At 63.8% G+C, this 13,067-nt stretch carries 10 protein-coding genes; 4 read left to right on the top strand and 6 right to left on the bottom strand.

Annotation, left to right across the window (positions count from 1 at the left end; genetic code table 11):
* The first annotated feature begins 4 nt into the window (after nucleotides 1-4).
* Nucleotides 5-1,330 carry a DNA recombination protein RmuC gene (locus tag CR152_RS14520; protein ID WP_099875545.1) on the top strand — a complete coding sequence of 442 codons (1,326 nt, stop codon included), beginning with the start codon at nucleotides 5-7 and terminating at the stop codon, nucleotides 1,328-1,330.
* A 113-nt stretch (nucleotides 1,331-1,443) separates the two neighbouring features.
* On the opposite strand, the gene CR152_RS14525 is transcribed toward CR152_RS14520, so the two are convergent.
* From CR152_RS14525 to CR152_RS14550, 6 genes are all read right to left on the bottom strand, one after another.
* Complete coding sequence (locus CR152_RS14525; protein ID WP_157778485.1) at nucleotides 1,444-2,316, bottom strand: MHFG family PEP-CTERM protein; 873 nt, start codon at nucleotides 2,314-2,316, stop codon at nucleotides 1,444-1,446.
* 321 nt (nucleotides 2,317-2,637) lie between these two features.
* Nucleotides 2,638-3,921 (bottom strand): molybdopterin molybdotransferase MoeA, encoded by a 1,284-nt coding sequence (gene moeA, locus CR152_RS14530; RefSeq protein WP_099875547.1) that lies wholly within the window; start codon nucleotides 3,919-3,921, stop codon nucleotides 2,638-2,640.
* 19 nt (nucleotides 3,922-3,940) lie between these two features.
* Entirely contained in the window at nucleotides 3,941-4,552 is a 612-nt protein-coding gene (mobA, locus tag CR152_RS14535) for a molybdenum cofactor guanylyltransferase MobA (protein WP_099875548.1), read from the bottom strand.
* Nucleotides 4,553-5,674 carry a GTP 3',8-cyclase MoaA gene (moaA, locus tag CR152_RS14540; RefSeq protein WP_099875549.1) on the bottom strand — a complete coding sequence of 374 codons (1,122 nt, stop codon included), beginning with the start codon at nucleotides 5,672-5,674 and terminating at the stop codon, nucleotides 4,553-4,555. It lies immediately after the preceding gene.
* A complete protein-coding gene (chrA, locus tag CR152_RS14545) occupies nucleotides 5,667-7,001 on the bottom strand; it encodes a chromate efflux transporter (RefSeq protein WP_099875550.1) in 1,335 nt (444 codons plus the stop codon). Before chrA ends, moaA begins: the two co-directional genes overlap by 8 nt.
* Nucleotides 7,002-7,087: 86 nt before the next feature.
* On the bottom strand, nucleotides 7,088-10,276 hold the full coding sequence (locus CR152_RS14550; protein WP_099875551.1) for an Rne/Rng family ribonuclease: 3,189 nt from the start codon (nucleotides 10,274-10,276) through the stop codon (nucleotides 7,088-7,090).
* A gap of 686 nt (nucleotides 10,277-10,962) precedes the next feature.
* On the opposite strand from CR152_RS14550, the gene CR152_RS14555 reads away from it, so the two are divergent.
* The 3 genes from CR152_RS14555 (at nucleotide 10,963) to CR152_RS14565 (ending at nucleotide 13,058) form a co-directional block, all read left to right on the top strand.
* Complete coding sequence (locus CR152_RS14555) at nucleotides 10,963-11,955, top strand: RluA family pseudouridine synthase (RefSeq protein ID WP_208640126.1); 993 nt, start codon at nucleotides 10,963-10,965, stop codon at nucleotides 11,953-11,955.
* 66 nt (nucleotides 11,956-12,021) lie between these two features.
* Entirely contained in the window at nucleotides 12,022-12,681 is a 660-nt protein-coding gene (locus CR152_RS14560) for an HAD-IIIA family hydrolase (protein ID WP_099875553.1), read from the top strand.
* Entirely contained in the window at nucleotides 12,678-13,058 is a 381-nt protein-coding gene (locus tag CR152_RS14565; protein ID WP_370663821.1) for a Rieske (2Fe-2S) protein, read from the top strand. The genes CR152_RS14560 and CR152_RS14565 overlap by 4 nt, the downstream gene beginning before the upstream one ends.
* Nucleotides 13,059-13,067: the final 9 nt, after the last annotated feature.

Consider the following 13,067-nt stretch of genomic DNA (forward strand, 5'->3'; position numbering starts at 1 on the left):
TGCCATGACCCAGACCGAATTCCTGATCCTCGCCGCGCTGGCGGTTGTCATCATCATTTTGCAGGCGGTTCTGCTGTTGCGCGCGCGCGGCGCTGGCGGCGGCAGTGGGGCCGAGCTGGAACGGCTGGAGCGCGAACTGCGCCTCGAACTGCAGGCCGGCGCCCAGGGCACGCGCCAGGACATCGGCGCCAGCCTCGCGCAATATCACGGCGCCACCGTGCAGCAGCTCGACAGCATGCGCCAGCAGATCCACCTGGCCAGCGTCAGCGGGCGCGAAGAGCAGTCGGCCACGCTCAAGCGCTTTGCCGACACCATGCACCAGACCCTGTCGGCGCTGACCGAATCGAACGCCCGGCGCATGCTGGAAGTGCGCGCGACGCTGGAAGCGAAGATCCGCGACCTGCAGAACGATAACGGTGCGCGCCTGGAAGAGATGCGCAAGACGGTCGACGAGAAGCTGCACGCGACGCTGGAGACGCGTTTGTCCGAATCGTTCCGCCAGGTGTCGGAGCGGCTGGAGCGGGTGCACCAGGGGCTGGGCGAGATGCAGCAGCTGGCCATTGGCGTGGGCGACCTGAAACGCGTGCTCACGAACGTGAAAACACGCGGCACCTGGGGCGAAGTGCAGCTCGAAATGCTGCTCGAACAGGTGCTGACGGTGGACCAGTATGCCAAGAATGTCGAGACCATTCCCGGCAGCGGGGCGCGGGTCGAGTTTGCGATCAAGCTGCCCGGCCATGTCGAGGGCGGCGCGCCGGTGTGGATGCCGATCGACGCCAAGTTCCCCAAGGAGCAGTACGAGCGTCTGCTCGACGCGGCCGACCGGGCCGACGCCGACGGCGTGGCGCTGTCCGGGCGCGAGCTCGAACGCGCGGTGCGGCTGGAAGCGAAGACCATCTGCGACAAGTATGTCTCGCCGCCGCTGACCACCGATTTTGCGATCCTGTTCCTGCCGACCGAAGGGCTGTACGCGGAGGTCATGCGCAGGCCGGGCCTGGCCGACGATCTGCAGCGCACCTTGCGGGTGTCGATTGCCGGCCCGTCGACCCTGTCGGCGATTCTGAACAGTTTGCAGATGGGATTCCGGACGCTGGCGCTGGAAAAGCGTTCGTCCGAGGTGTGGCAGGTGCTGGGGGCGGTGAAGACGGAATTTACCAAGTTCGGCGATGTGCTCACGCAGACCAAGCTGACCCTGGAAAAGGCCGCCAAGAATATCGAGAACGCCGAAGTTCGCAGCCGCCAGATGGCGCGCAAGCTCAAATCGGTGGAGGCGTTGCCGAGCGAGGCTGCGCAACTGATGCTGGGGCCGGATATCGACAGCGAGGCGTAAAGCGCAAGCGCTAAATTCAAAACCGTCATTTCCGCGCAGGCGGGAATCCAAGGCACCGTTGAGCCGCCGGCAATACTTGGATTCCCGCCTGCGCGGGAATGACGGTTTCGGAGCTAGCGTGCGCTCGAACGGCGCCGCGCGGCACCCAGCACCGCGGCCAGCCCTAATCCCATCATCATCCATTGTTCCGGCTCCGGCACCGGAACCGCGGGCAGGTTGGTTTCGGGGACGGGTGTCAGGTCGATGCCGGTGGTCGGACCATCCCTGAACGGCGGCCCGAAGCCACCGGGACCGATCGGTGGGACCGGAACCCCGCCCTGGTAGCCAATCAGTCCCGGTGGCGCGGTCGTTGCGCGCTCCGGGATGGGCAATTTGGGTTCGGCACTGGTGCCGCGCAGCGCCAGCGCCAGTTCGCTTTCCGGAGGTGGCGGGTCCTGCGACAGCGACATCGATGAACCCGGCCCGCCTCCCTCGGCGCGCCCCTTTGACGGCCCGCTGGTGCCGAGGCGGCGAATGCGGCTCACATTACGGCACACGGTCGGCACCAGGATGCAGTGATCCTCTTCGCAGTACACCAACCCCGCCTGTTTGGTCTTGGAACTCCATCCGGCGCGCGAGACGCTGCCGCACACCGTGCCGGCGCCGAAATGCATGTCGCGGATCTTTGGTTCGTAGTAGTTCTGGCCCTTGATCGAATCGCGTCCGATGGTGACGAATTCATCGAAATTGCGGTCGGCCATGCGCTCCTTGAGGCGCGTGCGCACCAGCGGCGGAATGTCGCGGTAACGGTCGACCGCCGCCACCACATCGCCCATGAAGGGGTTCACGCCTGGATGGTCCCAGCTGCATTTCTCGACACGGGTGCTGGACGCTGCCTGGACCGGGTTCGCCGCCAGTATCAGCACCGCCCCCAGCATGAATACGCAGGCCCGCACAGGCCCGGGAACCTTGTAACTTGCGACGGCAATGCTGCTTGCGGGCTTCATGATCTCTGACCAAATTGGTTTGGGTAGAGATTGATACTAGCAAGCGGGCTGGCCCGTTCTCTAATAAAAACTGACGATCAGAACGATAGGAAATTACTATCAATGATGCTTTTAAGGCATTTCTCCTATGAAAACTCCATAGAAAACACAGCAATAAATACGCAAGCTACGACAAATGAGAGTGACTTGAAAACAACAAAAATATCAGAAACACCACATTTATGCAAATAGGTTGATATTACTTTCATAACGATTTCTTCGTATTCCTTGTTTTTAGTTATTGAAATGCATTATTTATCGTTGTCTAATCACTTACATTGCTCAAATCAGCCCTTCGAACAGCATGATGTCGACAAGATCGCCCGCATCGACGTTGCCTTGCTCATCATGCAAGATCACCATGCAGTTCGCCTCGCTCATCGAACGCAGGATGCCGGAGCCTTGCGACCCGGTGATGCGCACACTCTGCCGGCCCTCGTCATCGGACCCGAGGATGCCGCGCTGGTATTCGGTGCGGCCCGGTTTTTTGCGGATCGCGCCGGCCGAACGCACCTTGAGCATCGGCAGCGGCGCCTCGGCACCCATCATGCGCAGCAGCGCGTCGCGCGCGAAAAAGTAGAACGACACCATTACCGCCACCGGATTGCCGGGCAGGCCAAACAGGAAGGCACTGTGGCCGTTCGAGGCGATGCGCCCGAATGCGAACGGCCGGCCCGGGCGCATGCCGATCTTCCAGAAGCTCACGTCGCCCAGTTTGGCCATGATCTGGCGCGTGTAGTCGGCCGCGCCAACCGATACGCCGCCGGAGGTGACGATGGCGTCCACGTTTTCGCAGGCGTGGCGCAATGCGTCTTCCAGCGCTTGCGGATCGTCGCGCACGACGCCCATGTCGACGATCTCGCAACCGAGGCGCGTGAGCATGCCGTGCAGGGTGTAGCGGTTGCTGTCGTAGACGCAGCCGGCATCGAGCGGCTGGCCGATCGAACGCAGTTCGTCGCCGGTGGAGAAGAATGCCACGCGCAGGCGCCGCGTCACCGGCACCGTGGCAATGCCGAGAGAGGCCAGCAGCCCCAGGTCGGCGGGGCGGATGACTTTACCCTTGCGCAGGGCGGCGCTGCCGGCCATCAGGTCTTCGCCCGCGAAACGGCGGTTGTCGCCGGTGCGAATCACGCCCGGGGCGATGGTGATGCTGTCCACGCCGATTGCCGCGACCAGTTCCTGCGGGATCACGCTGTCGCAGCCGGCCGGCATGACGCCGCCGGTCATGATGCGCACGCATTCGCCGCCGCCGGGAACCACGTCGGACGGGCGGCCCGCGAGCACGGTGCCCATCACCGCCAGCGTGACCGGTGCATCCTCCAACAGGTCGGCGCCACGCAGGGCATAGCCGTCCATGGCCGAATTGTCGTGCGCCGGCACGCTGATCGGCGAGATGATGTCCTCACCCAGCACCCGGTCCAGCGCCGCCAGCAGCGCTACCTGTTCGATGGCGCCGACCGGTTTGATGAAGTCGCGGATGATGCGCTGCGCGTCGCGCACGGGCAGGGCGTCCGGGTCGTAGGCGGACAAACAGCTGGTGACGTCGTTCAGGGTCGGTATGGTCATGGTGAGCTTGGGTGAGGGATCATTCAGGTTCGCACTGGCGCAGTTCGTCCAGCGTGTTGATGTTGCGGAAGGCGCCAGCGTCGTCGAAGCGCACGCGCACCACCCTGATGCCGCCGTACCACCCATCCATGCGCCGTCCGCCGCCGGCGAGGTAGGCTTCCAGCCGGGGCAGGGTGGTGGTCCTGACGAGGGCGAACACGGGCTGCGGCTGGATGCGCGGCACGCCATCCGGTCCGGCTTCACCGGTTTCGGCCAGCGCCAGGTCGGCGCCGCCGGCGTCGAGTGCCAGGTGCAGGCGCGCTACCAGGTCGTGCGGCAGAAACGGCGAGTCGCATGGCGCCGTGACCAGCAGCGGCGTGGCGCAACGGGCCATGCCGGTGGCCAGCCCGGCCAGCGGACCCTCGAAACCGGTCAGCTGGTCCGGCCATACTGGTACGCCGAAACCGGCATAGACCTCCAGGTTCTGGTTGGCGTTGATGGCCAGGGTGCCGACCTGCGGCGCCAGGCGCCGCATCACATGCTCGGCCATGCTGGCGCCGCCAAAGCGCTGCAGGCCCTTGTCGACGTGGCCCATGCGGGTGCCGCGTCCCCCGGCCAGAATCAGGCCGGTGATATCGTCCGGTGAAGTCATTTAACCGCCGATGTACGACATTTCGACGCGTTTGCCCTGGCGCGGGCCGCCGCTTTCAATGCCGCTGGTGTTGATGGTACGGGTTTCGGAATAGCGGTCGGCGCGCACGTTCCACAGCGCGCCGACGGCGGCCGAGATTTCGGCGTCGCTGCGCCCTTCGCGCAGCAGGGCGCGCAGGTCGTGGCCGCGGGTGGCGAACAGGCAGGTGTACAGCTTGCCCTCGGTCGACAGGCGCGCGCGCGAGCAATCCTTGCAGAAGGCCTGGGTGACGCTGGAGATGAGGCCAATTTCGCCGCTGCCGTCGGCGTAGCGCCAGCGCGCGGCGGTTTCGCCGCTGTAGTTGGCTTGCTGCGGCACCAAAGGCATCTCGGCCGAGATGCGGCGCGCCACTTCTGCCGACGGGATCACTTCGGCCAGGTTCCAGCCGTTCGATGCGCCCACATCCATGTATTCGATGAAGCGCAGGATGTACGGGCTGCCCTTGAAGTGGCGCGCCATGGGTACGATTTCCTGGTCGTTCATCCCGGCCTTGACCACCATGTTGATCTTGATGGGCCCCAGGCCCACGGCGTGGGCGGCGTCGATCCCGGCCAGCACGTCGGCCACCGCAAAGTCGACATCGTTCATGCGCTTGAAGGTGGCGTCGTCCAGCGAGTCGAGCGACACAGTAACCCGGTTCAGGCCCGCATCTTTCAGGGACTGCGCTTTTTTCGCCAGCAGCGAGCCGTTGGTGGTGAGGGTGATGTCGAGCGGGCGGCCGCTCGGGGTGCGCAGGGCGCTGAGCATGCCGACCAGGCGTTCCAGATTCTTGCGCAGCAGCGGTTCGCCGCCGGTCAGGCGCAGCTTTTCCACGCCGTGGGCGACGAACAGGCTGGCGATGCGGGTGATTTCCTCGAATGAGAGCAGCGATGCATGCGGCAGGTAAGCGTAGTCCTTGTCGAACACTTCCTTGGGCATGCAGTAGACGCAGCGGAAATTGCAGCGGTCGGTGACGGAAATGCGCAGGTCGTGCAGGGGCCGCCCGAGTGCGTCGGCCAGGAGGCCGGTGGGCGCATCGAGCCGCGCGGGGATTGCCGGCGACGGCGCGCGGCCGTCGCTGAGCATGATAATTTTTTCAGCCATGCCGATACGATAGCACGAGGCCCGCGACGGCACAGGCGGCGAGCAGTTTGATGGTCCCTACCTTGAAGCGGAACAGGGCCACGCAGGCGGCCGCGCTGATGGCGATTGCCGCGATGTCAATCTGGCCGTTCTGCACGAATACGTGCTGGCCGAAGAACACTGCCAGGCTGACTATCACGCCCACCACCGCCGCCGAAATGGCGGTCAGCGGCGCCGTCATGCGCACATTGTCGCGTGTCGCTTCCACCAGCGGTCCGCCGGCCAGGATGAACATGAACGAGGGCAGGAAGGTGAAGAAGGTGGCCACGCAGGCGCCGGCCACGCCGGCCAGCAGCACGCTGCCGGGGCCGAAAATGGCGTGGCTCCAGGCACCCACGAAGCCGACGAAGGCGACGATCATGATCAGAGGCCCGGGCGTGGTTTCGCCCAGCGCCAGGCCATCGATCATCTGGGGTGCGGTGAGCCATTGATAGTGCTCCACGCCGCCCTGGTACACATAGGGCAGCACGGCGTAGGCGCCCCCGAAGGTCATCAGCGCGGCCTTGGTGAAGAACCAGCCCATCTGGGCCAGCGCGCCGGCCGCGCCGTAGCGCCACGCCAGCAGCAGCCACACGCCGGCGCCCAGGGCCAGGCCACCGAGGGCCACGCGCGCCAGGCGCGGCCAGGTAAAGCGGGCGTGGGCTGGCGTGGGGGTGTTGTCGTCGATGAGCGCGATGCCGTACGAAGCGCGGCTGTCCGGGTGCTGGCCGCCGACCTGGAACTGCGCCGGCAGCAGCCGTCCGCCGATGAAGCCGATGCTGGCCGCGACCAGCACGATCAGCGGAAACGGCAGCTCGCCCAGCGCGATGGCGAGGAAGGCGGCGACGGCAATCGCCAGCAAGGTGCGGTTTTTCAGCGTGCGCGAGCCGATGCGCCAGGCGGCTGCCAGCACCACGGCCACCACGGCGGGCTTGATGCCGTACAGGATGCCGGCGACCACAGGCAGGGTGCCGTAGGCCATGTAAATCCACGACAGGACGATCAGGATCAGCAGCGAGGGCAGGAAGAACAGCAGTCCGGCCAGGATGCCGCCGCGGGTCTTGTGCAACAGCCAGCCGATATAGATGGCAAGCTGGGTCGCTTCCGGGCCGGGGAGCAGCATGCAGTAGTTGAGCGCGTGCAGGAAGCGCTGTTCGGAAATCCAGCGGCGCCGCTCGACCAGTTCGGTGTGCATCAGCGCAATCTGCCCGGCCGGCCCGCCAAAGCTGATGAAGCCGAGCTTGAGCCAGTACCAGAAAGCCATGCGCAGGGTGACGGGAGCGGGAGGGATATCGGCTGGAAGGGTCATCGTTCACTCTGGTTCGAAGAAAAGACGCTGGTTTTTAACGTAAAAAAGGGGAAGCCTCAGCTTCCCCTTTTTATGTTGCGCCCTGATTACTGGCGGCTGGTGTCCACCTGGACCAGCGGCTCATCGACTTGCGGCGGCAGCGGCTTGCGCTCGCGTGGCACGCGCACCGGTGGCGCTGCGTTGGCGGCCGCTTCCTGGGCTGCACGCAGCTTTTCAGGATCGGTGGCTGCCAGGGTCAGGCCGGCCGAACCGAGGATCTCGGAGAGGTCGGCAACCGGCGCCGCTGCAACTGGTGCTGGGGTAACCGGCGCTGGTGCAACTGGCGCTGGTGGCGCGACAGGGGCCGGCGCAGGTGCTGCGACAGGTGCTGGTGCGGGCGCTGTGTCGACAGCCACTGGTGCTTCGGCAGCCGCTGCGACAGGCGCCGCTGCTGCAGCCATTGCTTCGGTAGCCGCTGCATCAGCAGCCGCTGCTTCGGCAACCGCTTCCGCAGCTTCCTCAGCAACCGGATCGGCCGGGGTGAACATCGTTGCTGGCACGATTTCTTCGCGTACCGGAGCAACTACTGGAGCAACGGCTGGAGCAACGTCGGGCGCTGCTTCGGCAACTACCTCGGCCACTGGAGCTGGCTCGGCAGGTGCCGGTGCCGCTTCCACTACCGGGGCCGGAGCTGGTGCAGCTTCGACTGGCGCAGGCGCTGGTGCTTCCACCGGCGCTGGCGCCACTACGTATTCCGACACGGGCTCAGGTGCGGCTTCCGCTTCAGCTTGCGCAGCTTCCACTGGTGTTGCCTCGGCGACAACCGGCTCGGCTGCGGCGAACACCGGCACTGCTGCTTTCTCGAACGACGACGGTGCATCCGCTGGCGCTGGTTCGACGGTGAAGCTGGCTTCGTTGACACCGTCGCCGTCTTCGCCTTCCATGCCCTCGGCCTGGTCGCGGTCGCGGCGATTGCGGTTGCGGCCGCCACGACGACGCCGGCGGCGCGGCTCATCGCCACCAGCTTCGACTTCGATTTCTTCACCGTTCGGGCCGATCGTGGTGATCATTTTCGGCACGGCGGCTTCTTCATCGCCTTGCGGGACGGTGACATTGACCACTGCTGCGGCGGCCACGACCGGCGAAACAGCCAGTTCGTCGGTCTTCGCTTCGGCTACCGGAGTGCGGTAGTCGGCGCGTTCGCGCGGTGGACGCGGGGTGCGCTCGGTGCGCTCGCCACGTTCAGGACGCTCGCCACGCTCCGGGCGTTCCGCACGTTCAGCGCGCGGCGCCACTGGCGCGCCGGCGGCGTCGACCTGGGCTTCACGCGGCTCGCGCGGTGGGCGTGGAGGACGCGGCGGACGGGCGGCCTTGTCGGCGTCGCCCGGCTTGCCGGCTTCTTCCAGTGCGGCTGGCTTGCCTGGCTCGCGCTCAGGACGGCCGTCCGGCTTGCCGCCACGGGTACGGGCACGCGGGCCACGGCCGTTGCGGTCTTCGCGGCCGGCAGGCGCGGCGGCCGGCTTGATCGGGGCCACGGGTGCCGGAGCGACGATGACGGGTGCTTCCTTCTTGAAGAAGAAACCCATGATCTTGGCCAGGAATCCTTCTTCCTCGGGCGCGGTCAGTACCGGTGCCTGGACTGGCGGGGCGACCGGCTTGAGCACTTCGGAGCGGTCCACCATTGGCGCAGGCTGGTCCGGGGTGATGGTCTTGACGACGGCTTCCTGGCGCGGCTTGACTTCTTCCTTCTGGCGCTTGCTGTAAGCCATGTCGGTTTCAGCTTCTTCGGCCAGGTTGTAGCTGGCCTGGCTGTCTTCGAGGCGCGGATCGTCGTGCTTGATGCGTTCGAGCTTGTAGTGCGGCGTGTCCAGATGCTTGTTCGGGATCAGGATCACGCTGATGCGGTGGCGGTTCTCGATCTTGAGCACTTCGCCACGCTTTTCATTGAGCAGGAAAGCGGCAACATCCACGGGAACCTGCACGTGGATGGTGGCCGAGTTTTCCTTCATCGCTTCTTCCTGGATGATGCGCAGCACCTGCAGGGCGGACGATTCGGTATCGCGGATGTGGCCGGTGCCGGAACAGCGCGGGCAGGTCACGTGCGAGCCTTCCGACAGCGAAGGGCGCAGGCGCTGGCGCGACAGTTCCATCAGGCCGAAACGGGAAATCTTGCCCATCTGTACGCGTGCACGGTCGTGGTGCAGGGCGTCTTTCAGGCGCGTTTCGACTTCGCGCTGGTTCTTCGCCACTTCCATGTCGATGAAGTCGATGACGATCAGGCCGCCAAGGTCGCGCAGGCGCAGCTGGCGTGCTACTTCTTCGGCAGCTTCGCAGTTGGTATTGAATGCCGTGGTTTCGATGTCGGAGCCGCGCGTGGCGCGGGCGGAGTTGACGTCGACCGAAACGAGGGCTTCGGTGTGGTCGATGACGATGGCGCCGCCGGACGGCAATGGTACTGTGCGGGAATACGCGGTTTCGATCTGGTGTTCGATCTGGAAGCGTGAAAACAGCGGTACATCGTCGCTGTAACGCTTGACCCGGTGGATCATGTCGGGCATTACGTGGCGCATGAACTGGTGCGCTTGTTCGTAGATATCGTCGGTATCGATCAGGATCTCGCCGATATCGGGCTGGAAGTAGTCGCGGATCGCGCGGATCACGAGCGACGATTCCTGGTAGATCAGGAAGGCGCCGCTGGCCGACTTGCCGGCGCCTTCGATCGCGCGCCACAGTTGCATCAGGTAATTCAAGTCCCACTGCAGTTCTTCGACATTGCGGCCGATGCCGGCGGTGCGGGCAATCACCGACATGCCTTGCGGCAGGTCCAGCTTGTCCATCGTTTCGCGCAGTTCCTGGCGTTCTTCGCCTTCGACCCGGCGCGACACACCGCCGCCACGCGGGTTATTCGGCATCAGGACCAGATAACGGCCGGCCAGGGAAACGAAGGAGGTCAGGGCGGCGCCCTTGTTGCCGCGTTCTTCTTTTTCGACCTGGACCATGATTTCCTGGCCTTCGCGCAGCGCTTCCTTGACCGAAGCGGTACGGACATCGACGCCTTCGCGGAAATAGGTACGGGCGACTTCCTTGAATGGCAGGAAACCGTGGCGGTCTTCGCCGTAGCTGACGAAGCAGGCTTCGAGCGACGGTTCGATCCGGGTAATCACGCCCTTGTAGATATTCGACTTGCGCTGTTCGCGACCAGCGGTTTCGATATCGATGTCGATCAGTTTCTGACCGTCGACAATCGCTACGCGCAGTTCTTCCTGCTGCGTAGCGTTAAACAACATGCGTTTCATTTTTATTGACTCCGCGACCCGGGGGCCGTTCTAGTGCCGCTCAGCGCTGGGCGCAGGGCGGCGAAAAGTACAGGGATGTACGCGGGAAGGGAAGTGGAGGGTGGGTATGCCTTTTCGCACGGCGCAGCAACGCAAAGCGTTACGGCCGCGACAGGGCGCGGTGGGGTCGATCGACATGCCGAGTGCACGCATCACCTGCAACTTAGCTGAAGCAGCCCCGGTGTGATCGGGGCACAGACAAAGCCAGGCGGTGAGCAAATCAGTGAGCCAAACCGTAGCCAGCGAACATACTAAGACTTCGATACCAGGCTTAAACACCAGCCCTTATTCTCAAGCCTTCAGGATGAGGCTTACATCGGGTCGGGCGAAAACGACAAGCGTTATCGACGCCATCATCCGGCGAGCTGGCCCCGAGGGACAGCTTGCCAGTACTTATCCTTACAATTCCAAACAATCCATTCCGCAGCCTTGCGCGTTATCCGATTACAACAACGGTGCAACCTTGATTCGCGCCGGGATGTGCGTACACATTTTTTCCATCGAATTTGCAATTTGGCGGGGCCGATGGAGACGCCCCTGTGTAAAATATCGTTTTAATTCTTACACCAGCAGAGGTTTGACCGCCGCCTGTCGATTATATATTCAAAATGAAGGACTTAGAGAGAATTTCTGGGAAGACAGAGCAAATGAAGATGCAAAACGATGTTGTTCCCCCTTCATCACAGGCCCCCGTTCAAGCCCAATTTGTCACAATTACCGAAGAGGAAGCCGGACAGCGGATCGACAACTACTTGTTGCGGGTCTGTAAGGGCGTTCCGAAAAGCCATATTTACCGCATCCTGCGCTCGGGCGAGGTACGGGTCAACAAGGGCCGTATCGACCAGTTGTACCGGCTCGAAAGCGGCGACGTGGTGCGCATTCCGCCGGTGCGGGTGGCCGAGAAATCGACCGCCGTGGTGCCGGGCGCCGAATTCCCGATCCTGTTTGAAGACGCGCACCTGCTCATCATCGACAAGCCTTGCGGCGTGGCGGTGCACGGCGGCTCGGGCGTGTCCTACGGCGTGATCGAACAGTTGCGCGCGGCCCGGCCGGATGCCAAGTTCCTGGAACTGGTGCACCGGCTCGACCGTGAAACGTCGGGCCTGCTGTTGCTGGCGAAAAAACGCTCGGCCCTGACCAATCTGCACGAGCAGATGCGCGATGGCCTGACCGACAAGCGCTATCTCACCATGGTGTACGGCGACTGGAAAAACGCGCGCCAGCACATCAAGCTGCCGCTGCACAAGTTCACCACGGCCGATGGCGAGCGCCGCGTCTGCGTGCAAGCCGGCGGCATGGAGTCGCATACCGTGTTCAGCCTGCTGCGCAAGTTCGACAAATTCGCCCTGCTCGAAGCCGAGCTGAAAACCGGACGTACCCACCAGATTCGCGTTCATCTGGCTTCGTCGGGCTTTCCCATCATTGGCGACGACAAGTACGGCGATTTTGCGTTAAACCGCGTCCTGCTGAAAGCCGACGCCACGCGCGGCGCGCTCAAGCGGATGTTCCTGCACGCGCACCAGATTACGTTTACCCATCCTGAAACCGGCAAGGATGTGACGATAAATGCACCGTTGCCAGCAGAGTGCGAACGTTTCTTGGTAAGCTTGGGGAAACCGCTGAACACAGCACCGCGCTAGTCTCACGAGAATAGTCCGCGTTGAACAATCCTGGAAGGAGCCGGCCGCCACAAGCGGCCGCAATACATGGCACGTAAGCAATTTGATCTGATCGTTTTCGACTGGGACGGAACCTTGATGGACAGCACGTCCACCATCGTCAAGTGCATCCAGGCCGCCGCCAAGGACCTCGGCTTGCCGATTCCGCGCGACGATGCCGCTTCGCACGTGATCGGCCTGGGCTTGCACGAAGCGATGCAGGCCGTGATGCCGAATATCGACCCCGCTTTTTATCCGCGCATGGTCGAGCGTTACCGTTTTCACTTTCTATCGAAAGACCACGAACTGGTACTGTTCGACGGCGTTCGCGAGATGTTGGCCGAACTTTCGCAGGAAGCTTACTTTTTGGCGGTGGCCACCGGCAAGAGCCGCGTTGGCTTGAACCGGTCGCTCAACGCGGTCGGGCTGCTGTCGTTGTTCGACGCCACCCGTTGCGCCGATGAGACATTCTCAAAGCCGCATCCGGCCATGCTGCAGGAACTGACCCGCGAGCTGGGGCAGGATCTGAAGCGCACCGTGATGATCGGCGACACCACGCACGACCTGCTGATGGCGAATAACGCTGGCGCGGCCGCGATTGCCGTGCAATATGGCGCCCATCCGCACGAGCAGCTGAGCGCCTGCAATCCCATCTACTCCGCCGAAACCGTGGCCCAGCTGCGTACCTGGCTGAGCGAGAACGCATGATGGCGGACCAGGCCGACGGCGTGCTGGTCTGCGGTTCGGAGCAAGTGCTCGAAGGCGGACGCGGCGTGCGTTTTGGCGTCAGCGCCTTCGGCGACAAGGCTACCGGCTTCGTGGTGCGTCACAAAGGCACGGTGTACGCCTACCTGAACCGCTGCGCCCATGTGCCCATCGAGCTGGACTGGGCCGAAGGCGAGTTCTTCGAGTCCAGCGGCCTGTACCTGATGTGCTCGACCCACGGCGCCATCTATGTACCGGAAAGCGGCTTTTGCGCGGGTGGACCGTGCAAGGGCGGCCGCCTGCGTCCGATCGGCGTGCGCGAGGAAGATGGGCAGATTTACTGGCAACCCGACGAGTTCATCAAGCCGCCCGCGGCTTGAGCACGCAGT

The sequence above is a fragment of the Massilia violaceinigra genome (assembly GCF_002752675.1).
In the GTDB taxonomy this organism is placed as follows: domain Bacteria; phylum Pseudomonadota; class Gammaproteobacteria; order Burkholderiales; family Burkholderiaceae_D; genus Telluria_A; species Telluria_A violaceinigra.

What these genes read in the sequence shown, in the direction of transcription:
- CR152_RS14520 (WP_099875545.1), top strand. Translation starts at nt 5, where the DNA reads ATGACCCAGACCGAATTCCTGATCCTCGCCGCGCTGGCGGTTGTCATC.
- CR152_RS14550 (WP_099875551.1), bottom strand. Translation starts at nt 10,276, where the DNA reads ATGAAACGCATGTTGTTTAACGCTACGCAGCAGGAAGAACTGCGCGTA.
- chrA (WP_099875550.1), bottom strand. Translation starts at nt 7,001, where the DNA reads ATGACCCTTCCAGCCGATATCCCTCCCGCTCCCGTCACCCTGCGCATG.
- CR152_RS14555 (WP_208640126.1), top strand. Translation starts at nt 10,963, where the DNA reads ATGAAGATGCAAAACGATGTTGTTCCCCCTTCATCACAGGCCCCCGTT.
- moaA (WP_099875549.1), bottom strand. Translation starts at nt 5,674, where the DNA reads ATGGCTGAAAAAATTATCATGCTCAGCGACGGCCGCGCGCCGTCGCCG.
- CR152_RS14525 (WP_157778485.1), bottom strand. Translation starts at nt 2,316, where the DNA reads ATGAAGCCCGCAAGCAGCATTGCCGTCGCAAGTTACAAGGTTCCCGGG.
- moeA (WP_099875547.1), bottom strand. Translation starts at nt 3,921, where the DNA reads ATGACCATACCGACCCTGAACGACGTCACCAGCTGTTTGTCCGCCTAC.
- CR152_RS14560 (WP_099875553.1), top strand. Translation starts at nt 12,022, where the DNA reads ATGGCACGTAAGCAATTTGATCTGATCGTTTTCGACTGGGACGGAACC.
- CR152_RS14565 (WP_370663821.1), top strand. Translation starts at nt 12,678, where the DNA reads ATGATGGCGGACCAGGCCGACGGCGTGCTGGTCTGCGGTTCGGAGCAA.
- mobA (WP_099875548.1), bottom strand. Translation starts at nt 4,552, where the DNA reads ATGACTTCACCGGACGATATCACCGGCCTGATTCTGGCCGGGGGACGC.